Origin of the sequence: Nocardia flavorosea (assembly GCF_015477805.1) — a bacterium.
In the GTDB taxonomy this organism is placed as follows: Bacteria; Actinomycetota; Actinomycetes; order Mycobacteriales; family Mycobacteriaceae; genus Nocardia; species Nocardia flavorosea_A.
Map to the genome: position 1 here is coordinate 930076 of NZ_JADLQL010000002.1, position 24222 is coordinate 954297.

Consider the following 24222-nt stretch of genomic DNA (forward strand, 5'->3'; position numbering starts at 1 on the left):
CTATGACGGCAACCGGAGGCAAACCGCTGAGCGGGCGGACGATGATCATGTCCGGTGGCAGCCGGGGGATCGGCCTGGAGATCGCCAAGCGGGCCGGCGCCGACGGCGCGAATATCACCCTGATCGCCAAAACCGATCAGCCGCATCCCAAACTACCCGGCACCATCCACACCGCGGCAGCCGAGATCGAAGCCGTGGGCGGAACGGTGCTGCCGTTCGTGGGCGATATCCGGCTCGACGATTCGGTGGCCGAAGCCGTCCGGCAGACCACCGAACGTTTCGGCGGAATCGATATGGTGGTGAACAACGCCTCCGCCATCGACCTGTCCCCCACCGATGCGCTGGCGATGAAGAAGTACGACCTGATGCAGGACATCAACTGCCGCGGCAGTTTCCTGCTGTCCAAACTGTGCATCCCGTATCTGCGCGAATCCGCCGCGGCCGGGCGTAATCCGCATATTCTGACCCTTTCACCGCCGCTGAACCTGGACCCGAAATGGGCGGGGTCTTCCCTGGGTTACACGATCGCCAAGTACGGCATGTCGCTGACGACGCTGGGTTTGGCCGAGGAACTGAAATCCGACGGCATCGGCGTGAATTCGCTCTGGCCGCGCACCACAATCGCCACCGCCGCGGTGCGCAACCTGCTCGGCGGTGAGGAGATGGTGAGCACCTCGCGCACCCCGGATATCTACGCCGATGCCGCCTACCTGGTGCTCACCGCACCCGCCGCCGAAACCACCGGCAATTTCTTCATCGACGACGACGTCCTGGCCGCCCACGGCATCACCGACCTCGATAGGTACCGGGTAACCCCCGGCGACGGCCCGCTCACCACCGACCTCTTCCTCTGATCGCCCGGCGGCACCGAATCGCCCACTGGCACCGGTACCCGCGGACGGCCACAACCCCGTACCCGAACCCGGCCGACGGCGGTCACCCCCGCCACATCGCGCCGGGTGCGGTGCGCCGCGGGGTTCGGTGCGCCGGTCGCCAGTGGTGACCGCGGATCGCGAGGAGTGACCCCGGCAGCGGCGGCGGACAACTGCCCGTCACGGATCGCTGCGGCGGGGCCCGGAAAGAGCGGACTGTTACGGGTGGATCGGCACCACCCGTAACCGGCTCATTTGCCGTTGATCCCGTACAGCCGTTCCCAGTTCTCGCGGCTGGTCAGTTCGGCGTGGGCGCTGCGGTAGCGCTCCTGCAGTGTCGGCAGTTCCTTGCGCAACCGGCGCAGGACCCGCAGTGTGCGCAGCAGCAGGGCACGGGCCCGCGCCTTGTCACGCTTGCGCACGCGCACCCCGGATTGCGAGGCATCGGTGACGACCACATGGTCGAACAGCGAGACATGCCACCAGTGCGCGTCCTCGCGGGTCACCCCGACCAGCCCGTACTGCACCCGGCCGGTCCACTGCTGGATAGCCCGCTTGATCAGCACCGCCAGCAACCGGCTCGGTTCGCCGCCGGCCCGGCGCACCCGGATATCGGCGGATTTCACCGGTGCAGTGGCGGCCGGGTGTTTCACGGTTTCCGAGTAGTCGGCGCGGCTGGTACGGGCCCGGCGCAGGACCTCGGTGCCGCCGTCGCGCAGGATACTCGGGCCTTCCAGGAAGTCCTCGATACCCTGCAGCGTGGTGTGCGCGAGACCGTACTGCATCCCGACCAGATATTCAGCGATATTGCGGAGCAACTGCCGGGAGACCGTGCCGGGGTCGAGATCGGTGTGCATGGCGCTGACGATCAGCGAATTGCGGGTGCTGAAGTAGCGAGCCCAGTCGTCGAAATCCTTCCAGTAGAAGTCCGCGTGCCAGACCGCCGCGTTCGGCAGCGTGACCGTGACGAATCCGTTCGCACGCGCGCGGACCCCGTACTCCACATCGTCCCACTGGAAGAAGATCGGCAGCGGCAGCCCGATCTTCTGCACCACCTCGGCCGGGATGAGGCAGGTCCACCAGGCGTTGTAGCCGGCGTCGACGCGGCGTTCCTGGTTCTTCTTGAGCATGCTGGTGTTGCGCAGCGCCTTGGGCACCTTCTGGCCGTGCATCAGCTTGTTCAGGTGCACATCCTCGGCGCCGACGTTCAGGTAGTCGGGGTTGAGCAGGAAGAGCATCTGCGCGCCGACGAGGGTCGGTTCGACGGTGAGGTTGGCGAATGCCCGCAACCGCAGGACGGTTTCGGGTTCGCAGAGGATATCGTCGTCCATGAGGATGACGTCGGCGTGTTCGTTGGCCGCCGACACCTCGTACAGCCCTCGGGTGAAACCGCCGGCGCCGCCCAGGTTGGGTTGGCGGATATAGCGCAGTTTTTCGCCGAGCGCGGGGCGTGTTTCCTGGTATCGCGGCTGGTTCTCCACCAGATCGGTGCCCTGGTCCACCACGTAGACCGCGTCGAGGGTGCCGAGCACGGTCGGGTCGGAGGCCAGTGCCGCCACGGTTTCGGCGCAGTCCTGGGCACGGTTGAAGGTGCAGATGGCGATGGCCACCGGGCGGACGCTGTCGGGCGCGGGGGCGGTCCATGTGAGGTCCGAGACGGCCAGTTCGGCCCCTACGGCGTCGAATTCGAGCCAGAGCGCACCGCCGTCGACGAATTGGTCCAGCGGTGCGGTCAGGGTCACCGGGCCGCTGGCGTTGACCTCGGCGCTGCCGACGATGCGGCGGTGGCCGGCGATATCGGAGGCGACGATCCGCACTCGGGCCTGTTTGCCGACGTGCAGGGTCATGGTCGCCTGTACTTCGGTCACCACGGTCCAGCGCTGCCAGTAGCTGGCGGCGAAACGGCCGAAGTAGGTGTTGGTGTGTGCGGTGGCGCCCTTCTCCAGGTGCAGGCTCAGCCGATCGCGGGTGGCGCGGCCTTTGACCACTGCGTACAGCTCGTCGTTGATCTTCGGCGACGGTCCGGTGAAGATGCCCCGGGCCAGCACCAGCCGGTCGGGCGCCTGGTGGTGTTCGGTGCGCAGCGACTCCGGCGCGACCGCCGAGTGTTCGTTCGTCTCGCTAACGGCCTGCATAGCCGACTGGTCCATGAAGTCCTCGAAATCCTCGTATATCGCGCATGAGCGAGGGCCCTGCGTGGTTACACTCCTGCCACCGCCTCCGGGCCCGACTCATTCATGCTGGACCGATATGTCCCGGAATACGGTTCGCGGCGGGCCCGACAATATCAATCAGCCACGCCGGGCGCCCGTTCGGTCGTTGCCCTTTCGCCTTCGCCGGTAAACACGAACTTGTCATAAGCCCAATACCGGAACACCACCGCGACGATCTGACCTATCAGTGTTCCAGAAATATTGTCGGCCAGCGGCGTGGACAGATCCAGCACATAGCGGGAGAAACCCAGGCAACCCAGCTGCAGCCCGATGGCGATCACATTGATCAGCGCGTACATCACATATTCGCGGGCCGGGCTGCCGGATTGCTTGTGCGAGAACGTCCACCATTTGTTGCCGAAGTAGGTGACCACGGTCGCCACCCCGATCGCGATGATCTTCGCGGGCAGCGGGACGTGGAACATCACCCCCTCGCCACCCCAGGCGCCGAAGTTGAACACCAGCAGGTTATAGGTGCCGGCATCGACCAGGAACCCGATCACCCCGACCACCAGGAACGCCGCACTCTGACGCAACCCGGCGCGCACGCGCGCGGCGAACGAACGCGGGACCGGCGCGCCGGTGTCGACCACGGCCGACGACTCACCAGATGACACGCGCCGACGGTACCGCAGCGACCTGAGCCGCCGGTCGGTACACGGCAGAAGCGAGTCGGGCGCGGAGGCGGCAGCCGACGCAACCACGCAGGGCCCTCACTTCTGCCCGGCCGATACAGCCCGGTACTCTCCCGGTGTTCCCATATCCATCGATTTCGAGGATTTGACCAGGTGGAGTCCACCGTTCTGCGCGTTGCCGCCGTGGTTCCTTGCCACAACGAAGAAGCGTCGGTCGCCAAAGTCGTCACCGACCTGAAGGCGGCTGTTCCGGGGATCGTCGTATACGTGTACGACAACCTCAGCACCGATGCCACGGTCGAGAAGGCAGCGGCCGCCGGCGCCATCGTGCGCAGAGAACTGGCCAAGGGCAAGGGCAATGTCGTACGCCGCGCCTTCGCCGATATCGAGGCCGATGTGTACCTCATGATCGACGGCGACGACACCTACGAGGCGTCGGCGGCCCCGGAAATGATCGAAACCCTGCTGTCGGGCCCCTTCGATCACGTACTCGGTGTCCGGAAGCAAGACGTGGGCGGATCGGCCTACCGGGCCGGCCACGAAACCGGCAACAAGGTGCTCAACGGCGTGGTCGGCAAGGTTTTCGGCGAGAACGTCGAAGATATGCTGAGCGGGTTCCGGGTGTTCTCCCGGCGCTTCGTCAAAAGTTTTCCCGCCGTCTCCCGGGAATTCGAGATCGAAACCGAACTCACCGTGCACTCGCTGCATTTGCGCGTCCCGCAGACCGCGGTCCCGGTCGGCTTCCGGGATCGCCCCGCGGGTAGTGAGAGCAAATTGCGCACCTACCACGACGGATTCAAAATCCTGGCCCTCATCTTCGGGTTGGCCCGGCACGAACGGCCGGTCGCGTTCTACGGCCTGTTCGGCACGCTGAGCTGGTTCGTCTCGGTGGTACTGACCATCCCGATCATCGCGGAATACTACGAATCGCATACCGTGCCGCGCTTCCCCACCCTTTTCCTCGCGTGCACACTGCTGCTGGTGGGCTTCCTCGCCTGGACAGCGGGCCTGATCCTGGACGGCATCCGCCGCTCCCGGCACGAAGCCGCCCGGCTGATCTACCTGCGCTACGAGGCACCGACCGCGCCGCGATCGGCCGCACCCACCGGCGAACCCCAGCCGGACCCCGTGGCCGGGGATATCCGTTGAGCGCCGATACCGAGACCCGCCCCGCCGGAACCGAGCGGGTTGCGGGCAGTAAAGCCCGGTCCGGACCGGTTCGCGCCGGCCGTGCCCTGGTCCACCGCGCCGGCCCGGCGACCGTCGCCTTCCTCCTGCTCGCCGGGATCTTCGGCCTGGTGTTCGCCGTGATGAGCCCGCCGTTCTGGGGCCACGACGAACTCACCCAGTTCGGCCGCGCCTACCAGGTATCGCAAGGCGGACTGGGCCCCACCGAGATCGAGGACGACCGTGGTGTCGCGTACGGCGGTGAAGTACCGGCCTCGGTGGAAGCGCTCATGGGATTCGCCCTCGACGATTACACCCACAACCCGGGCGAACCATTTCCCATGGTCGCCGAACCCGATACCTACCAGCGGCTCAGCGACGCACCGGTCACCGACGAGCGGAAAACGGTGTGGTTCACCAACACAGCGGCGTATTCGGCGGTGCCCTATATCCCGAACGCGATCGGCATCTGGGCCGCCGATCTGGTCGGCGCCGATACGGGCACCCTGGTACGCCTCACCCGGCTCGCCGGATTGGCCTCCTACCTACTGGTGGTCGGTTTCGCGCTGTGGGCGCTGCGCGCACACCGCGTCCAATGGCTGGCATTCACCGTCGCCGTACTGCCGATCGCGGTGTTCCAGGCCGGCACCGTCACCGCCGACACCCTCACCAACGCGCTCGCCCTGCTGGTCTCCGCGCTGCTGGTCAAGGGACTGTTCCTCGGCGATCGGCTGGGTCGCACCGAAACGGTCGCGGTGATGGCCTGCGCCGTCCTGCTGCCGCTGTGCAAACCGACCTACATCCTGCTGGCCATGCTGGTGGTGCTGATCCCGGCCGAACGGATGGGCTTGACCGGGTGGCGCCGCTGGATCACCTGGGTCTGCGCCGCCGTGGGCGCCATCGGTTTCGCGGTATGGATGAAGATCGCGGCGCCGACCGGCGAGGGCACCAGCCTGATGCGCCCACAACACCAGTGGTACACGGTCGATACCGGCGAACAGCTGATCGGCATCCTGACCGACCCGTTCGGTTTCCTGCGGACCTTCTGGGAAAGCATTCTGCGCCGCGACCACGAATGGTTCACCGAATTCTTCGGCGAACTCGGTTTCGCGTACGTGAACGTCCCCGCCACCGCGATCGTGGCCTGCCTGCTGGCACTGGCCGTGAGCGTCGGGACCGCCGAACGCTTCGCGAGCCCGGATTTCCGGCGGACCCTGGTGGTCGCACTGACCATGGCCGCCAGCGTCGCGATGATCTACGTAACGCTGTACATGTCGTTCACGCCGGTCGGCTATTACATCATCGACGGGGTCCAGGGGCGGTACTTCATTCCGTTGGCCATCGTGACACTGGCGGTGCTGCTGCGGTGGATGCCGCTGCGACTGCGGGGTCCCGGGGATCGTGAACCCGGGCGCGGTGCCGAGGTGACGATTGTTGTGGCGGCGACGATCGCGTTGATTGCCACGGTTGCGAAATACCATATCTACGTCTGGGCGTAGTCGGGTGTGTTGTGCACAGCCTCCAGACACCCTACGACTCAGGGGGACGCGATGGTTTGTTCGCCGGCTTCGGCGTAGGCGCGTTCGGTAGCCGCTTTGACCGGGCGCCACCAGGATTCGTTGTCCCGGTACCAGGCGACGGTGGCAGCCAAGCCGGTTCGGAAGTCCGCATAGTGGGGGCGCCAGCCGAGTTCGTCGCGGAGCGTGCTCGCATCGATGGCATAGCGTTGATCGTGGCCGGCGCGGTCGGTGACGTAATCGAAATCGTCGGGGGCGCGGCCGAACTCGGCCAGCAGCAGTTCCACGACGGTGCGGTTGTCGAGTTCGCCGTCCGCCCCGATCAGGTACGTCTGCCCGATCCGGCCGCGTTCCAGCACATCCCAGACGGCGCGATTGTGATCGTCGACGTGGATCCAGTCGCGGATCTGATGCCCGCCGCCGTACAGCCGCGGGCGCACGCCGTCGATCAGGTTGGTGATCTGGCGCGGAATGAACTTCTCGACGTGCTGATACGGCCCGTAGTTGTTGGAGCAGTTCGACAGGGTGGCGCGAATGCCGAATGACCGCACCCAGGCGCGGACCAGCATATCGCTGGCTGCCTTGGTGGCCGAATAGGGACTCGACGGGTTGTAGGCGGTGCGTTCGGTGAACGCGGGATCGTCGGCGGCGAGATCACCGTAGACCTCGTCGGTGGACACATGGTGGTAGCGCACATCGTGGCGGCGCACGGCCTGGAGCAGGGCGTAGGTGCCGACGATATTGGTCTGCACGAACGGCCACGGCTCGGCCAGCGAATTGTCGTTATGCGATTCGGCGGCGAAATGGACCACCGCGTCCACTCCGCTGACCAGTTCGTCGACCAGGTCCAGATCCGCGATATCGCCGTGCACGAAATCGATGCGGTCGGCCACCGGATCCAGTGAGGAACGGTTACCGGCGTAGGTGAGCGCGTCGAGCACCGCGACCGTGACCTCCGGCCGTTCGGTGACGGTCTGCTGGACGAAGTTGGCTCCGATGAACCCGGCCCCACCGGTCACGAGAAGACGCACGCACCCACTCTACGTCCGGACCACTCGGTCCGGGATACCTTGCCCCCGGTGCGGCATGCGGGGGATCGCGTCACTGCACGACCGAACCCGCGGGCGCGTCCATGGCATCCGGGAAGTCAAGGGCCGGAGCGTATTCCGTATCCCCTGTGCTGATAAGACGAGAAAAGTAAAGCTAAGGTAAATACCCGGATCCGCTTGTGGCCGCTATTTCACCGGCCGGCTCCGATCGATGCGTTGCGCTCCATCCCAGCACTCCCACATGAGGTGATCACATGCTTGTCAAAAGAACAGCCGCGATCGCGGGGCTGCTCGCCGCCGTAATCGGTATCGCCACCGGCACAGCCCAGGCGGCGCCGGTGGCCGAGCCCGCAGCGGTCGGCTTCACCGCGGAGGTCGTCGGCGACCGCGCCGTCGTCACCACCGATTCCGGGTCTCTGGTGGTCGAGGACGGGATGCTCGAGATCGAAGCATCCGACGGAACCGTACTGGCGGGCGCACCCCTGACATTCCGGGTCGACGATTTCGAGTTCCCGATCGCCGCCGAAATCTCCGGCCGGACCGCCACGCTCACCCCACAACTGGATCCCGCGCAGGCCGTGTACCGGCCGATCGCCCTGCCGCACCAGGACTCGGCCCCGTGGAAAACCCCGTACGACCGGGAAGTCGCGGCTTTCACCCGGCTCAAGGACACCATCGCCACCGGCGCATCCATCGGCACCCTCGTCGGCGGACTGGGCGGTGCGGGCCTCGGCTGCGTACTCGGCGGGATCGCCGGCGCGACCGTGGCCGCGGCGACCATCGTCGGCCTCTTCGGCCCCTTTGTCCCGGCCGCGGTGGTCGGTTGTCTGGGCGGGGTCATCGCGGTCGGCGCCCTGGGCACGGTAGCCGGGCAGCTGCTGATCACCGCACCGGTGGCGATCGGGGCGATCATCCAATACGTCACCACGATCAATGAGCCGTTCCCGGTGAAATAAGTCGTCCGCCGGAAACGGAGTTCCGCGCCGGGCCGTGCCGTCAGCGTTCATCGACCGAGATGGCCCGGTCCGGGTACCGCGGTCCGGACCGAGCCGGCCTCACGCAGGCAGTCGGTCGGCGCCCCAGCTACGGTGCACATATCCCACGACCCGGTCCAGTTCGGCGCGGTCCACCGAGGCCAGTTCGCCCGGCTCGAGCGGATCGAAGTGGAAGATGTAGAGCCGGGAGGCGAACTGTTCGAACGGCAGTGATGCCTCGCCGAAGCGTTCGCCGTGCCCGGCGGTTCCGACCACGACTCCGTCGCCCCAGTCCTGACCGCTGTCGTTGTTCGGGTTGTAGAAGTAGACCCGCATCCGGTCCTGCGGATCCAGCGCGACCCGCAGAATCGTGATCGCATGCCAGCCCACGAACCGGGCGGCGCTGTCGGTCACCGCGACTCCGGCCGGCTGCGGGTGGATCAGCGGCTGGTTGCCGTTGTGGAACGGGTGATAACTGGCGTAGAAGTGGCGCAGGAACTCGTCCAGTTCGGTGAGCTGCCCGGTGGCCACATCGACGTTGATCCGGAATCCCCGGCCCGACCACCAGCCGTGGAATTCCGGGTTCACCCAGCGGTGCGGATCACCTTCGCGATCGGCGCACTGCCGGCCCATTTCCGCGTAGATACGGTCCAGATGCGGCACCACCAGCAGCGATACCGGGTCCAGGTCGACCGGCAGTTTCGTGGCGAGCCCGCCCGCGCTGTCACGTGAGGAGATGGGCCGGCCCTCGAAATGCATGACGACCTCGTCGTCGCGCGCCGCCCACGCCAGTGTTTGCAGCAGGTAGTCGGGGTCGTTGTAGGCCCACATCGACAGGGCGCGGGCCGACTGGCAGGTCGGGTTGTCGCCCTGACCTACGCCGAGCGGCAGTCCCAGGATGGACAGCATGCCCGCGAGCAGGCGGGCGCGCGGATCCGGATCGGGTCCGAATGCCCGGGTGAGGCGTTCGGCCGAGTACGGCGACAGCTGCAGCGCGAGCTGGCGCCACAGTGCCGGGGCGACCGGCGGCTGATAGAGGATGCCGCGTTCCAGTAGCAGCGCGATCCCGTAGATGCACTGTGCGGTTTCGACGTGCACGGCGTCGGCGATGAGACGGCGGACCAGTTCGTGGTAGCAGAGCAGGCATTCGCGGCCGGTGCTGGACAGGCCCAGCGCCTCCCCCAGCAGGTACTCGCCCTTGCCGAGCAGGAACCGCACCAGTACGGCGTGATACGGGGAAACCAACCCCGTATCGTGCATGGACCGGGCGAAACCCGCCGTCTCGTACGCCAGCGCACTGTCGTCCATGGTCTCGAGGCGTGCGCGGTAGATCTCGACACCGGGATCTTCCCGGCACGCCTCGGTGGTGCCGTACAGGCTGCTGATCAGCCGGTCGGCGCCGAGTCCGGCGGAGCCCAGATCGATATCGGGGTTGGTCCGGGCGACGGCTATCTGGGTGATCATCCGCTTCACCGGCTCCACCTGGATCGGGCGCTGGCGCAGAATCCGCCAGATCTCGTCGACCAGGTTCTCCAGCACCTTCTCGTAGCCGATCTCCTCGACGAGATGGCGCAGCAGTTCCCGCGAAACCTGGGCCATCCGGCCCTGCTGTTCCCGTTCGGCCTCGGTCGGGGGCGTGAACAGCAGAGTCAGATTCATGGCCAGCACCTGGGACAGGTGGTGATCGGCCTGTTCGGCGGAGATCATCGGGTGCAGGTATTCGCCCTTGGCCACCGCCAGCAGCCGCAGATTGCTCACCGTCTCCAGCACGACGGTGTCGGCGTTGGCGCTGCGCAGCGAACCGGTGCTCAGCGACGGGATGAGGATCTGCGGCTGCGCCCAATCCGTACCGCGGAACAGGCCGGCCGATTCCAGCCGGGTGGCCCGCGCCCGTACGGCCGCACAGCCACCGGGTAGCAGCAGTGCGCGACGCAGCGCCGCGAGAACCCTCGACAGTTTCAGGTGCTTGCCGAAATCGCTGGCGTCCGCGAGCAGTTGGGTCGCGTCGTCCAACACGGCCAGGCGTCTGTCGAGGGTTGCCCCGTCGCCGCTGAGTGGGGTCAAATGCGGATCCTCCCCGTGATCAGTGTCTATGGCGTATGAGCACGGTCCCACGTGGTTGCGCTACCGCCTCCGGGTCCGAGTGCCGCTCATACGCGAAAACTGCCGAACGAATCAAATGTAGAAATCGAGCTCTTCCTGTCGCTTCAGCAGATCCCGCAGAGTGTACGGGTCGTCACCGAAGAAGTACAACAAGCCCCAATGGTTGCCGAATGCGGTACGTTTGGTCACTTTTTCCGTCAGCGGCTCCGTGAGCTCGTGAGTTTCGAAATATTCGTGGTCCTCGGTCTCCTCGGGTAACGACAACTGACTGACCACGCGCCGCCGCGGATAGACACCGAAGCACCCGGCATGCCCTTTCGCGTCCTCGACCTCTCGTGGAAAGAAGTCCTCGATCTCTTTCTCGGTCGTCTTCGGGTCGAAGGCGAGAACGAGGGCGTGGTAGGCGTTGAATCCATAGGAACGCTCCAGTAGTTCGAACACTTTGAACCCGGGCGGCCGGTAGGCGACCTCGCCGAAGTACATCTCACCGTCACTGGTGACGAAATATTCCGGATGCACGAAACCGAACTCGATATCGAAGGTTTTCACCAGCCGTTCGACCTGGCGCGTGATCTCCGGCCGATACTTTTCCAGTTCAGGCGTCGCAGGGACGAAAACAGAATACCCGAGTGTGACATATTCGGAAATGTTCAGGAAACATATCCGGCCGTTGTGTATCCACGCCTCCACCGCGAATTCCCAGCCGTCCAGATGCGATTCCATGAGGACCGGGAACTCGTCGTCGGGAATCGTATCGATCTCGTCCGGTGTCCGGATGACCCGATGCCCGAGGCATCCGGCCTTGTCGAAAGCCTTCACGTGGATGGGATCGTTGGGGTCGCCGTCGAGCTTCAGCAGGGTCTGGTTCACCCGTTTCAGGAAACGGATCACGTCATCGCGTTCGTGGGCTTCCTCGAATATTCCGACGCGTATCCCGCCCAATTGCGCCCGCCGCTTCATCAGCGCTTTGTCACGTAACAGCATGGCCTGCCCGAAAAGGCGGGGATTGTCCATCAGCACCGAGTTGATGGCACCCGCCCACTCGACGGTTTCCTCGAAGATGGGAATGGCGACGTCCACTCCCATGTCCTGAAGTGTCTCGGCGATTTCCATCGATCGATCGTTGAGCCGTTCGAAATTCCAGGGAAGATAGGGTATGCCGTTTTCGGCGCAGTAATCCGCCACCCACTCCGGCGCCACCACCACATAGCGCCGGTCGAATCGGTCCACCGCTTCCACAGCGTTCAAACTCCACCCCAAAAGGGCAACATAACCTTTTTCCGGATCGTACTTGTCATCCGTTTTCCGGACTCTGGACTCCGATACCGAAATCGACAAAACCTCTCCCCTCTCGACCACATCTGCAGCTCGTTGAATCACGAGGGCGTCGGTTCACACGCGAAGAATCCGGCCGCGCCGCCGGCACAGATATCGGGCCGCTACCGAATCCGCGTCGAGAGTTCGAATTCGCCGTGGACCGGATAATGTAACGCCCTCATTTCCTCCGAGTACCCGATGTTGCCGGAACGAAACCGTGCGCGGGCCCGGCGCACCGCGGACCGCACTCGAAAGCCGCGGCGCCACACCGCCGATCGGGTCGTCCGCGCCGGCCGTGGCCCGGGGCCGCACACCCGGCCGGTGCGGCGATCCGGCACCCACGGGCCTGCCGCACGAGCGTCTCCGCATCCCGGCTGGCACACTGATCGAACATGCGCGGAATCATTCTGGCGGGCGGCACCGGGTCACGGCTGCATCCGATCACGCGCGGGGTGAGCAAACAGCTGGTCCCGGTCTACGACAAACCGATGGTCTACTACCCGCTGTCCACGCTCATGCTGGCCGGTATCCGGGATATTCTGGTCATCACCACACCCGAGGACGCCGAATCCTTCACCCGGCTACTGGGTGACGGCTCGCAGTTCGGTATTTCGATCAGCTATGTCGTGCAGCCGGTACCCGACGGTATCGCGAAAGCCTTCGTGCTCGGCGCCGGCCATATCGGCGGCGACAGCGCCGCACTGGTCCTGGGTGACAACATCTTCCACGGGCCCGGTCTGGGCACCAGCCTGCACCGGTTCACCGATATCGACGGCGGCGCCATCTTCGCCTACCGGGTCTCGGATCCGACCGCCTACGGTGTCGTCGAATTCGCCGACGGCAAGGCGATCTCGATCGAGGAGAAACCGAAGGTCCCGCGCTCCAACTATGTGGTGCCGGGGCTGTACTTCTACGACAACGACGTGGTGGAGATCGCCCGCGGTCTCGTCCCGTCGGCACGCGGGGAATACGAGATCAGCGATATCAACCGGGCTTACCTGGAGGCGGGCCGTCTCGGCGTCGATGTGCTGGCCCGGGGCACCGCCTGGCTGGACACCGGCACCTTCGATTCGCTGCTCGACGCCGCCAACTACGTGCGCACCATCGAGGAACGCCAGGGATTGAAGATCGGCGTGCCGGAGGAGGTCGCCTGGCGGATGGGCTATATCGACGACGAACAACTGTGCCTGCTGGCCGACCCGCTCACCCGCTCCGGTTACGGTAAATACCTGCTCGATCTGCTCGAGCACGGACGGAGTTGGTGAGTAGGTACATGCGGGTCAGTGAGATGTCGGTCCCCGGCGCGTGGGTTTTCAGCCCCACAGTCCACGGCGACGATCGCGGCTGTTTCGCCGAAACCTTCCGCGCCTCGGAGTTCGAGAAGGTCACCGGCCGGCCGTTCGATCTGCTGCAGGTCAACACCTCGGTATCCGCCGCCGGGGTGCTGCGCGGGATCCACTACACCGACGATCCGCCCGGCCAGGCGAAATACGTCACCTGCGTACGCGGGGCGTTCTTGGATGTGGTGATCGACCTGCGGGCCGGATCGCCCACCTTCGGCCGCTGGGACAGTGTGCTGCTCGACGACCGCGACCGGCGCTCGGTTTTCATCTCCGAGGGACTCGGACATGCCGTCCTGTCGCTGGCCGACGATTCCACCCTCACCTACCTGTGCTCTCTCGAATACAGCCCCGAACACGATCACGACCTGGACGCCTTCGATCCGGATCTGGCCATCGACTGGCCCACCGCCGGTCGCGACGGGCAACGGCTCACCTATCTCCGTTCACCGAAGGACGCGGCAGCACCGCGCCTGCGCGACCGCTGACCCCGGCTCCGGAAAGCAAACGGCGCAACGTCGCGCGGATTCCGTTCGCCTGGGCGGGTTCCACCGGATTCGCCGAGAGGCCGGTTCGGCGGTAATGTCGCTGCCCGGCGGTTCCGTCGCGGAACCGTCCCGCGGTGCCGGTACGACCACCGGCCCAGGCGCCCCGGCTGCTGCCGGGCCGGTTCTCGGGGATTCGTCCGCTGATCTCACTGGCCGTACCGGAATCCGCCCTGGATTCCCCACCGGAAGCCAACCGTGACCACGTATATCGGCGCCGGCCGCTGCTATACCCCCGTGGAGAGGAATGAGACGTAGCCGACAGTCGAAAAAATTCGCTGGAACGGCGTAACGCCACGGGGACCCGGCACCGATACGACCCATGAAAGCCGGAGCTGATCTAAACCGGGGAATGGAGATGACAGTGCGTACGACGTTTTCGACTTCCGTCTCGGCGGGCGCCAAGTCCGCGGCCGCGCGGGACTACGTCCAGCGTGGCTGGACGGTCGCCGAAACGACCAACGGCCTGTGCCTGATCACCGATGCCGACGTATCCGCCGTCGAGGTCACCGGGGAGTTGGCCGCGTCGGTACGCCGGTACCTGCGCGCGAACAACCTGACCGGTCCGGTTATCGAGATCCCAGGCGCAGAGCGTCGCGAGATCCACCTGGTCACCGGTATGCGCAAGGCCGAACGGGCCGTCGAGGCGCTGCGTGAGGCCGGTGCGGTCGTGCACACCGACGGCGCCGGGATCCCCCTGCCGCCCACCCACCTCTCGGCGGGTTCGGCAAGCTGGGGCGTCTCCCCCGACGAGGCCCGTTGGATCCCGCCGGTGGTCGCGCTCGGTGCGGCGGTGCGTTCGGCTCTCGCCCGGCGTCCGCGCCGGCTGACCAGCGTCGCCTGAGCAGGCACAACCCACAGCCGACAGTGAAAAACCCCGGTCGCAGCGTGCGACCGGGGTTTTCGGCGTGCCGGAACACTGCCGGGCCCACCGAGCCGCGCCCGGATACGCGGATCCGCATCGGGCCGGGTGGCGCCGAGCCGGATCAGCGGATACGGAAGATGACCAGTCGCTGCACCACGAAGTTGATAACCGTCGCGGTCCCCTGGGCGATCACGAAAGCCAGTGGCACCCGCCACCACAGCCCTTCATCGAAGGCTTGGTAGAACACCCAGTTGATGCCGACCTGGACGCAGAAGGTCAGCGCGTAGAGCACGACCACCGCGACGAAACGAGCCCGGCTGGGCGGTGCGTCGAAGGTCCATCGCCGGTTGATCAGATACGCCGTCGTGGTACCGGCGATGAACCCGATCGCTTTCGCGATATTCACCGGCAGCCCCGCCACCTCGAGCAGAACCCAGTACAGCCCGAAGTCGACCACTGCCGAGAGCGCACCGGTGGCCACGAACCGCATCAGCTGCGTCTTCAGCCCGATTCCCGCACTCTGCTGCCCGGAAACGTCCGGCGCGAGCCCCGGAGCCACCTGCTCCTCGCCCGAAACGGAAAGATCCCCGGCTCCCCCCGGCACTACCCGAGGTTCCCGGCTCACGGCATTGCTTTCAGGACCCACCGCCCGAAATCTACTTGCCGACCCCCACCGCAGCACCCCTGGGTACCCGGCACCCCCGTACACCCCGCTCCCCCGACCAGCATCCATCCCAGGTGCAGCGCCACCGGTGTCCCGTCCACCCCAAACCACTTCCACCGATCGCCTACCCCGAGACCGGAGACACCCCTGCTCCCGTCCGCCCGCTGGACCGTTCCCCGCCTGATTTCACCGCATTGCTCACCCTCGGAGTTACCACCCGACCACTCACGGATCCTCTGCCCCGCCGGCAGCCGCACCGCGCCCACACCCCGTGACATGGACCACTCCGAAGCACCCACCCTCCACGAACGCCCCACTCCGATAGCACCCGTCGATAAGCCCTCGACCCGCGACACCGCAGGGGTCGCAATGTTGCAGTAGCCTCTATGCCGATGTCCACGAAAGCTCCGACCTCGACCCAGTCGGCCGGTACCGAGACCCCGGCGGCCGGCGAACCCGATACTGCTGTTACCGGGTTCGCGCTACCCACCACCACCCGGAAACTCGCCGGATGGGCTCGTACCGCCGCGACCACCGCCGAGGTGCTCTCGACGAGCGACCCGGAACTCATCGCCGAAGCGGTCACCAAGGTCGCCACGGACAACGATGGCAAACCGGCGCATCTGCGGCGCGGTGTGATCGCCCGCGGTCTCGGCCGCTCCTACGGCGACAACGCGCAGAACGCGGGTGGCCTGGTGGTCGATATGACCGCGTTGAACAAGATCCACCGGATCGACCGGGACAGCCGGCTGGTGGATGTCGACGCGGGCGTGAACCTGGATCAGCTGATGAAGGCCGCGCTGCCGTTCGGTCTGTGGGTTCCGGTGTTGCCCGGGACCCGGCAGGTCACCGTCGGTGGTGCGATCGGTTCCGATATCCACGGCAAGAACCATCACAGCGCGGGCAGTTTCGGTAACCATGTGCGGTCGATGCAGTTGCTCACCGCGGACGGCACCGTGCAGACGATCAGCCCGAAGAAGAACGCCAAATTGTTCTGGGCCACGGTCGGCGGCTGCGGTCTGACCGGGATCATCCTGCGGGCCACCATCGAGATGACCCCGACCGAGACCGCGTACTTCATCGCCGACGGCGATGTGACCGCGGGCCTCGACGAAACCATCGCCTTCCACAGCGACGGTACCGAGGACAACTACGAATACAGTTCCGCGTGGTTCGATGCGCTGAGCCCGATGCCGAAACTGGGCCGGGCGGTGATTTCGCGCGGTTCGCTGGCCAAACTGGATCAGCTACCGAAGAAGCTGCAGAAGAACCCGCTGGATTTCACCGGGAAGACCTTCCTCACGTTCCCCGATATCTTCCCGAACGGCCTGCTCAACAACAAGACTTTCACGCTGGCCACCGAGGTCTGGTACCGCAAGGGCGCGACCTACCGGCAGAAGCCGCAGAACCTGACCGCTTTCTACCACCCGCTGGATATGCTGGGCGAGTGGAACCGCGCCTACGGTTCGCGGGGTTTCCTGCAGTACCAGTTCGTGGTTCCGCCGGAGGCGGTGGCGGAGTTCAAGCAGATCCTCATCGATATCCAGGCCAGCGGCCACTATTCGTTCCTCAACGTGTTCAAGTACTTCGGCGGAGGCAATCAGGCGCCGTTGAGTTTCCCGATGCCGGGCTGGAATGTCTGCCTGGACTTCCCGATCGCACCCGGCCTCAACGAGTTCGTCACCGAATTGGATCGGCGGGTCCTGGAATTCGGTGGCCGGCTCTACACCGGGAAGGATTCGCGTACCACCGCCGAAACCTTCCACCAGATGTATCCCCGGATCGACGAGTGGATCAAGGTGCGCCGCAGCGTCGATCCGACAGGCGTATTCATGTCCGATATGGCGAGAAGGCTGGAGCTTCAGTGATCAACGCGGTAGGCAATCCGCAGTCCATTCTGCTGTTCGGCGGGACCTCGGAAATCGGCCTCGCGATCTGTGCGGAATACCTGAAGAAGGGCCCGGCCCGGGTGGTCCTGGCGGTCGTGCCCGGTGATCCGCTACGCGATACCGCTGTCGCCCAGTTGAAGGCTTCCGGGGCGAGCCGGGTCGATGTGATCGATTTCGATGCGCTGGATACCGCCGCGCATCCCGAGGTCGTCGAGAAGGCTTGGGCCGAGGGCGATATCGATGTCGCGATCGTGGCGTTCGGCCTGCTCGGCAATGCCGAGGAACTGTGGCAGGACCAGCGCAAGGCTGTCCAGATCGCGCAGATCAACTACACCGCAGCGGTTTCGGTGGGTGTGCTGATCGGCGAGAAGATGAAGGCGCAGGGCTTCGGCCGGATCATCGCCATGTCTTCGGCCGCCGGTGAGCGGGTGCGGCGCTCGAATTTCGTGTACGGCTCCACCAAGGCCGGGTTGGACGGTTTCTACCTCGGCCTCGGCGAGGCGCTGCGGCCGTTCGGGCCGCGGGTGCTGGTGATCCGGCCCGGTCAGGTGCGCACCACCACCACGATCGAGCACTGGAAGGCCACCGGCGCCAAAGAGGCACCGCTGACCGTGGACAAGGAAGAAGTCGCGGCGCTGGCCGTCGCGGCTTCGGAGAAGGGCAAGGAGCTCATCTGGGCGCCGGGTGCGTTCCGGTACGTGATGATGATCCTGCGCCACATCCCGCGCCCGATCTTCCGCAAACTCCCCGTCTGACGGACGGTAACCAGGCGCTACGGCCCGCACGGGGCGAACCGTGGCGGGTACGCCGGGCCCGAAGAGTCGTCCGGGGCCGGGGGTGCGCCTCGTTCCGGCTCACCACGCCCCGTCGATCCTGATCGATAGAGTTCAAGGGCCGTCGCTACCGGATCTGGTCCGGTAGCGACGGCCCTTGTCGTATTTCGGTTCGCCCGGCACACGGCTACTGCCTGACCGGCGGACAAAGCTCATACCCGCGTCATACGCTGTCCGAGTTCCCGGCGCAGCACCTCCTGGGACGGCAGGCGCCCGAGGACGCGCAACACCGTGGGTCGTAGTTCTCGCTGCTCCTCATCGGTGAGCAAGCCGACGAGATCGCGCAATTCCATATCATCGAAGGCCGAGGTCATGTGCCCCAGGGTACGGCGCGATTCCGGGTTCGTCATCCGTTCGGGAATTCCCTCACCTGGAAATAAACCGAGTTGTGAGGCAGCACACAATATCGACGAGTTTCGATGTAGCGCACCGTAGTTCAACTCACCTTGATGGGATCGTCGGTCGCCAGACCGCTGCGAGTGCGCTGGGTAACGGTCAATTCCGCAGGTTGCGCGCCGGGCCGGTACGGGGTGTAGCGCTCGAGCGAACCCCAGTCCCGCGCCCAGTCCTCGGCGAGGTAGGTGGCCACCGAATCCGCCTTCAGGAGCAGTTCGGCCCAGCCCAGTGGACCGCCACCGATATGGTCCTGCCAGGCATTGGACGCATCGGACCCGACCCGGTCGGGCAGGATCCGCCAGCGCGGCACCTCCGCGACCCCGTTCGCATGGTCGAACGGCCGCTGACAGCCGAAGGCCAGCCCGACGTGCCAGTCGAGCAACACCGGATCGGTGTGCCCGACAACCGAATCCAGGGTCGCCAGGCGCGGCAGCCGGGGCGGGGTGACGGCCAGCCACTGCCGGCTGGTGATGTCGTTGTCCACCGCGACGAGCCGGACGGCGTTCACTTCACGCGGCAACTGGTCCAGCGGCACCCGCAGATTGCGCCAGGACGGATTCGGGCCGATATCCAGCGGAGCCACCGAACCCAGCACTTGCATACTGCCGTCCGCGGCCCGGGTTCCGTATTCGACGGTCAATTCCTGCCCGTAGGTGAGCACTCCGTCGGCATCCACCGATTTGATCCGGCCGGCGGCCGTGATCGCCAGCACCCGGTAGGCGGGGTCGGCGCGCATCTCGTCGGTCAGGTCCAGGCGGTACCACTGCGAGGTCAGTTTCGCCTGCTGCTGGTCGCCGGTGTGGTAGCTGCCCAGCACCGGGGTTCGGGCGGGGTCGAGACCGAACGGCAGGGCCACGGTGGAACCGTTGATCCCCGGCTGGGCTTCGGTACCGCCGCCGGTCCCGGCGCCGGTGGTGTCGGTGGTTTTGTTCTCGGTATCCGATTCGAGCGAGTTCGCGCTGCCGGAGACGGTTTCCTCGGCATCCGCGGTGAGATCGTCTGCCACTCCCTCCGGCGTGAAACCGATCGTCTCGGTGCCGGGATCGCTGGAGACCAGACCGTGGGCCGGGTCGCCCTCGTACGGCTGCAACAGGGAATCGGCGGTATCGGTCTCCACCAGGACCTCGTCGGCCAATCCGCACGGTTCCCCGGCCAGCGCCCGGAAATTCGATTTGGCGATCGAGTACGCCGGGTATTGGGCCACGGCCGCCTTGGTCAGCGAAGCGATCTCGAACAGCACCATCAGCGCCGCGGCGACGGTCAACGGCGCGGACGCGTAGCGGGACGAACGGGACGGCGGGCCGCTGCGATACGGCGCCCGGTAGTGAAACCAGAGGGCGGCCAGCAGGGCGAGCACGCTGAGCCCGAGGAACAGGGTCGAGAAGCCCTTACCCGCGATCAGCGGCGCCTTGTCCCACCACGGGACACCGTAACTGGACACATACCACCAGCCGTTCGACCCGGTGAACGTGATCGCCAGCAGGAACAGCACGGCGGCGGCGAACAGTGCCCGGTTGCGCGGCGCGCGAATACCGTTGGTGCCCACGGCGACCGCCGCCAGCGCGGCGAGCGAACCGGCCAGGCCGGCGTAGACGCCGAAGTGATGGGTCCATTTGGTGGGCGTGAACATCATCAGCAGCAGCGAGGCGAACACGATGCCGAGAATGCGCACCGACGGCCCCCGCGAGGTACCGGGGATCCGGCCCTTGCGCAGCACCTGTAGCACGCACACCAGCAGGCAGAGCAGCATCAGCAGCACACCGAAACGCCGGGCCAGCGAACCGTCCGGGGAGAGCATCAGCAGCGAATCCCAGCGGGTGCGTTCGTCGAACCACGCCACATTCGGGCCGACCGCTGTCCGCACCCGGGTGGCCTCCAGCACTGTGGACAGGGTCTGATCGGCGAAAATGACGACGAGTACCAGTGTTCCGGCGGCCAGTCCGGGCGCGAGCAAACTCGCGTAACGCCCCACCGCGCCCCACACGCTCGTGGTCTGCCTGTCGGGCATGGACGAGCGTCCCGGCTTCGCTACCGTCTCCGGGCGTGATTCGCTCAGATCGCCACGGGCCCGTTTGATGATGATCTGCAGAACCGGACGGGATCCCGCGATCAGCGCGGCGATACAGATCAGCCCGGTCGGGCCGGCGGCGAGCGAGAACGCGGCGATCAGGATCGCTATCGCGGCCGGCAGCAGGCGGGCGGTTGCGATGGCGCGTTCGATCGAACACCAGGTGAGCAGCGCACCGGCGGCGATCAGCGGTTCGGGGCGCAGACCGTTGTCGTAGGGCAGCCAGAACGCCAGGAACACCAGGCCGGCGGTCCACAGCGCGACCCGGTTACCGCGTACCCGGGCACCGAGCCGGGGCAGCACTTCGCGGCTGATCACCAGCCAGCACACGATCCCGGCCAGCAGCGTGGGCAACCGCATCCACGGACTCGACTCCGAGATCCGCGACATCCACGCCAGCACTTCGTACGACCAGCCGAACGGTGCCTCGGGTACCCCGAACCAGCGGTAGTAGTTCGCCAGATAACCGGATTTCTCCGACACCCGGGCCATGTTCAGGATGTAGCCGTCGTCGGAGGTGTTGGCACCGATGAAATGCCAGCCCACCAGCACTCCGAGCACCGCGCCGTCGGCGAGCCGGAACCGCCACCAGTGCGCGGGCAGGAATCGCCGGGCACACCGGCCGTCGGTGGTGTCGAGCAGGTGCAGGGCGAGCAGCGCGAGTGCGGTGAACCCGACCGCGCCGATGATCGCCGCCAGTTTCAGCGGTGTCGGCGAGGAGGTGAAACGGGAGTCGATATCGGCGTGCAACCGGATCCCGGCGAGCTGCTCCGCGGGCAGGTCGGTGAAAACACCGACCATTTGCGGCCGGATATCCCGATCTACCTGCGCACGCAACGGCGTACCGTCGGCGCGGACGGCACCGGTGAGCTCGGCGGTGGTCGAGGCCGCGGTCGAAATCACCGACAGCGATCCACAACCGGCCAGTTCCGCCCGGTCGGCGGTCAGCAGCGGTACATCGCGCAACACCACCGAGAGCGTGTCGCCGGAAACGGTGACCCGCAGGCCGCGCGCCGACGATTTACCCGATTCGTCGGGAACCGTGGTCACCACGGTCCCCTCGGCGCCGCCGAGCACCTGGCACGGCACCGTGAGCTCCAGCCGCAGCGGCTGATAACTCACCAGCGGCGCCTCGATATCGGTCGTGCCGGCCTGTGGCCACTCCAGGGTCGTCTCGTTCTGCCGGACCGGCAGCACCGGCGCCAGAATCGCCAGCGCGAACCCGAGTAGCCCGGACACGAGGGCCAGCAGACGGATACGGTTCGACGCTCGGGAGGATCGTTGCGGTCGCACGGGGCTCGACTCTAATGGGCGCAACCGGACACGACGCATCCGCTGCCGCGCCCGGCACGGCGGCGGTCCACCGGGGCTCGAACGCCTACCGGCCGATACACCGGGCGCACGGCGAACGAGCCATCACACCCCACTGAGACTTCAGATGGCCGATGTGGCTGGAAGGCTTTGGGGACAGACCGTCCGGGAGGGGGCGGGCTGCCCCGGCCCACGGCAGGGACTGGCGGCTCCGGCGCTCAGCGGTTCACCACGATCAAGGTGAACGGCCCGATATCGGTGGTGGTGAAGCGGGGATCGTCGAACAGTGCCGCCGGGAAGGTGACGGTGTAGCGGCGGACGTTGGGGTCGTTCGGGTAGGTGTCCGCGGCCAGCCGCAGGGTGTAGTCGTCGCCGCTGCGGCGGAACAGGAAAGCGTCGGGGGCGCGCCATGGGGCGGCCGCCATCGCGTCGAGGAGTTCCTGTGGCGTCTCCAGTTCGCTCCACGCCTCGATGGTCACCGAACGGTCCGCGTAGTCGGCCAGCGGATTCGCGTAATGCGAGGTCATGCCCTGGAAACCGAAGTACGGATAGTAGGCGAGGAAGGTGGTGTCGCCGGTGAGCAGCACGTTCTCCGACGGTTCGCGGCCGGTCTGCGCCCGCAGGGCGTCGTCGATATGCCGGTAGTGCCGGACGGCGGCCGGGTCGCGCTGGTCGGCGCGGTGACCGTCACCGTCGGTATCGGTGTAGGCGGTGGTGATCTCGGGAGCCAGCACATGCGGGATGTTCTGGCAGTAGGCCAGCGCGCCCACGGTCGCGAGCACGATCGCCACCCAGCGGAACCGTGCCGGTTCGTTCAGCGCCTGATACATCGCCCGGGCGCCCTCCACGAACCCGAATGCGCCGGCCGCCGCCAGCAATACCAGCAGCACCGGCTCCAGTCGAAAGGACAGCAGGGTCGTACCCGCCACCGTGGCCAGCATGGACAGCAGTGCCCACAGGTACACCGCGACCACGCCGAGCCCCAGCGATTGCGCTCGCCGCGACGAGCTCGCGCGCAGCACCAGCCAGATCACGCCGATCAGGCACAGGCCGCCGAGCAGCGAGAACTCCGCCATCGGCAGCGGCAGTTCGGATCCGGCCTCGGGCAGATAGTGGAAGGCGCCGCCGGACTCCAGTTTCGGGTTGTCCAGCATCCGCAGCAGGAAGGGCACGAACACCGGCAGCCCGACCAGCGCGGTGACCACACCCATCACGACCAGACGCAGCAGCGGCGCACCGATCGCGCGTCCGATCCCCTGGACCGGTTCGCTCGCCGCCCCGTGCTGCGCCGCGATCCGCCGCGGTGTCCGCGCGGCATAGCGGGCGCGGACTCCGAGCCCCGCCGCGACAACCGCCATGAGCACCACGGCGAATACCGCGAACGCGAAGTAGAGGGTGTAGAAGGTGGCCGCGAGGCCGAGAAAGAGCCCGGTACCCAGTACCGCGGCCCAGCCACCCGCCGTCGGTTCCACCGGTGCCGCGACGGTCCGCCGGGCCGCTCCGGAATCACGGGCAGTGGCTTCACCGGACCCAACAGCCGCCGACGAATTCTCGCCGACGGAACCGGACGCGGTCTCGCCGGTGTGCCGATTCGCTCGTTGCGCGGCCGCCGGTCCGGAGATTTCGGCGGCGTCTGCGTCCGCTGTGTCAGCGGCCGGATCGGCAGGCGAAACGTCCCGCGCCGGTACCTCGGTGCTCCCCGCGTGCACCCGGTTCCCGCGGCCGACCCGGTTGACGAGTTCGGCCGGGCGGTACAGCGCGCCCCACGCCATCACGAGCACCGGCGGGATGAGAATGGCGATCACGGCGCCGTAGGCCTCGGGCGCGGCATAGGTGACCGCCACCGCGGTGATCGCGGCGGTCACCCCCACCGCCCAGTCGGCCCGGATCAGCCGCGACCACAGCACCAGCGAGACCACCGCTGCCACCGCGATCGACCCGATCGCGTACGGCTTGAAAACCTCCCAGCCGTCCATCCCGAGCAGGTTCGCGACCCGTCCGCCGAGCCAGAACCAACCGGCCGGGTAGAACGGCGGCAGGTCCGCGTAGGTCATATCCCGCAGCGCGGCGCTGTCGGTGAGCCGGGTGAGGTATTCGGTGCGGAATTCCTGATCCACCGAGACACCGAACAGGTACAGCTTCGTCGCCGCCAGCGGCATCCCCAGGGTTACCGTGACGAACGCCGAGATCCCGGCCCAGGACAGCAGTTTCGCCCATCGCGGGGCCCGGTGTAGCCGCAGCAGTGCGATCGCTACCGCCAGCAGTACCGCGGCACCGACCTGCCCCACGGTAGTCAACGCCCGCAACACATTCGAGGAGTTGAACGCCGGCCAGTTCACCAGCGAGAACGCCAACAGGCCCACCGCGACCACCAGCACGGCGACCACCGTGGCGAGGACCGCCTCGCCGATTCCGGCCCCGACCTGACGCACCGATCGCGCGCCACGACTCGTCGTCATCGGCG

The 24222-nt window shown here is 66.5% G+C and carries 18 protein-coding genes; 9 read left to right on the forward strand and 9 right to left on the reverse strand.

All coding sequences use genetic code 11. From position 1 onward, the window contains the following. Positions 1–2: 2 nt before the first annotated feature. Entirely contained in the window at positions 3–854 is an 852-nt protein-coding gene (locus tag IU448_RS13250) for an SDR family oxidoreductase (RefSeq protein WP_195055818.1), read from the forward strand. 269 nt (positions 855–1123) lie between these two features. Here IU448_RS13250 and IU448_RS13255 read toward each other — a convergent pair whose 3' ends face one another. Both IU448_RS13255 and IU448_RS13260 read right to left on the reverse strand, forming a co-directional pair. Then, positions 1124–3022: a glycosyltransferase gene (locus tag IU448_RS13255; protein ID WP_195055819.1), complete on the reverse strand. Its 1899-nt coding sequence runs from the start codon at positions 3020–3022 to the stop codon at positions 1124–1126. Between the two features lie 137 nt (positions 3023–3159). Continuing rightward, positions 3160–3678 (reverse strand): GtrA family protein, encoded by a 519-nt coding sequence (locus IU448_RS13260; RefSeq protein WP_280457416.1) that lies wholly within the window; start codon positions 3676–3678, stop codon positions 3160–3162. A gap of 195 nt (positions 3679–3873) precedes the next feature. Between IU448_RS13260 and IU448_RS13265 the strand changes: the two genes are divergently transcribed. Both IU448_RS13265 and IU448_RS13270 read left to right on the forward strand, forming a co-directional pair. Next, positions 3874–4869, forward strand: a complete 996-nt coding sequence (locus IU448_RS13265; RefSeq protein WP_195055820.1) for a glycosyltransferase — start codon at positions 3874–3876, stop codon at positions 4867–4869. Next, positions 4866–6386, forward strand: a complete 1521-nt coding sequence (locus tag IU448_RS13270) for a DUF2142 domain-containing protein (RefSeq protein WP_195056355.1) — start codon at positions 4866–4868, stop codon at positions 6384–6386. The genes IU448_RS13265 and IU448_RS13270 overlap by 4 nt, the downstream gene beginning before the upstream one ends. A 38-nt stretch (positions 6387–6424) precedes the next feature. Here IU448_RS13270 and rfbB read toward each other — a convergent pair whose 3' ends face one another. Continuing rightward, positions 6425–7435 (reverse strand): dTDP-glucose 4,6-dehydratase, encoded by a 1011-nt coding sequence (rfbB, locus tag IU448_RS13275; protein WP_195055821.1) that lies wholly within the window; start codon positions 7433–7435, stop codon positions 6425–6427. Between the two features lie 272 nt (positions 7436–7707). Here rfbB and IU448_RS13280 point away from each other — a divergent pair, with 272 nt between their 5' ends. Beyond that, positions 7708–8409, forward strand: a complete 702-nt coding sequence (locus IU448_RS13280) for a hypothetical protein (protein WP_195055822.1) — start codon at positions 7708–7710, stop codon at positions 8407–8409. A gap of 99 nt (positions 8410–8508) precedes the next feature. Here IU448_RS13280 and IU448_RS13285 read toward each other — a convergent pair whose 3' ends face one another. Further along, complete coding sequence (locus IU448_RS13285) at positions 8509–10491, reverse strand: hypothetical protein (RefSeq protein ID WP_195055823.1); 1983 nt, start codon at positions 10489–10491, stop codon at positions 8509–8511. 111 nt (positions 10492–10602) lie between these two features. After that, positions 10603–11643 carry an ATP-grasp domain-containing protein gene (locus tag IU448_RS13290; RefSeq protein ID WP_228813069.1) on the reverse strand — a complete coding sequence of 347 codons (1041 nt, stop codon included), beginning with the start codon at positions 11641–11643 and terminating at the stop codon, positions 10603–10605. 596 nt (positions 11644–12239) lie between these two features. Here IU448_RS13290 and rfbA point away from each other — a divergent pair. The 3 genes from rfbA to IU448_RS13305 all read left to right on the forward strand — a co-directional run bounded on the left by rfbA (position 12240) and on the right by IU448_RS13305 (position 14576). Continuing rightward, positions 12240–13112, forward strand: a complete 873-nt coding sequence (gene rfbA / locus IU448_RS13295; protein WP_195055824.1) for a glucose-1-phosphate thymidylyltransferase RfbA — start codon at positions 12240–12242, stop codon at positions 13110–13112. Between the two features lie 8 nt (positions 13113–13120). Next, positions 13121–13675, forward strand: coding sequence for a dTDP-4-dehydrorhamnose 3,5-epimerase family protein (locus IU448_RS13300; RefSeq protein WP_195056297.1), 555 nt, complete (start codon positions 13121–13123; stop codon positions 13673–13675). Between the two features lie 409 nt (positions 13676–14084). After that, entirely contained in the window at positions 14085–14576 is a 492-nt protein-coding gene (locus IU448_RS13305) for a hypothetical protein (protein WP_195055825.1), read from the forward strand. Positions 14577–14718: 142 nt separating this feature from the next. Here IU448_RS13305 and IU448_RS13310 read toward each other — a convergent pair whose 3' ends face one another. Then, positions 14719–15087, reverse strand: coding sequence for a GtrA family protein (locus tag IU448_RS13310; RefSeq protein WP_195056298.1), 369 nt, complete (start codon positions 15085–15087; stop codon positions 14719–14721). A 560-nt stretch (positions 15088–15647) separates the two neighbouring features. Between IU448_RS13310 and IU448_RS13315 the strand changes: the two genes are divergently transcribed. After that, entirely contained in the window at positions 15648–17129 is a 1482-nt protein-coding gene (locus IU448_RS13315) for an FAD-binding oxidoreductase (protein ID WP_195055826.1), read from the forward strand. Then, positions 17126–17905: a decaprenylphospho-beta-D-erythro-pentofuranosid-2-ulose 2-reductase gene (locus tag IU448_RS13320; protein WP_195055827.1), complete on the forward strand. Its 780-nt coding sequence runs from the start codon at positions 17126–17128 to the stop codon at positions 17903–17905. The genes IU448_RS13315 and IU448_RS13320 overlap by 4 nt, the downstream gene beginning before the upstream one ends. A 230-nt stretch (positions 17906–18135) precedes the next feature. Here IU448_RS13320 and IU448_RS13325 read toward each other — a convergent pair whose 3' ends face one another. From IU448_RS13325 to IU448_RS13335, 3 genes are all read right to left on the reverse strand, one after another. Beyond that, complete coding sequence (locus IU448_RS13325; RefSeq protein WP_195055828.1) at positions 18136–18297, reverse strand: hypothetical protein; 162 nt, start codon at positions 18295–18297, stop codon at positions 18136–18138. 122 nt (positions 18298–18419) lie between these two features. Further along, positions 18420–21779 carry an arabinosyltransferase domain-containing protein gene (locus IU448_RS13330; RefSeq protein WP_195055829.1) on the reverse strand — a complete coding sequence of 1120 codons (3360 nt, stop codon included), beginning with the start codon at positions 21777–21779 and terminating at the stop codon, positions 18420–18422. A gap of 197 nt (positions 21780–21976) precedes the next feature. Beyond that, positions 21977–24217 carry an arabinofuranosyltransferase gene (locus IU448_RS13335; protein WP_195055830.1) on the reverse strand — a complete coding sequence of 747 codons (2241 nt, stop codon included), beginning with the start codon at positions 24215–24217 and terminating at the stop codon, positions 21977–21979. Positions 24218–24222: the final 5 nt, after the last annotated feature.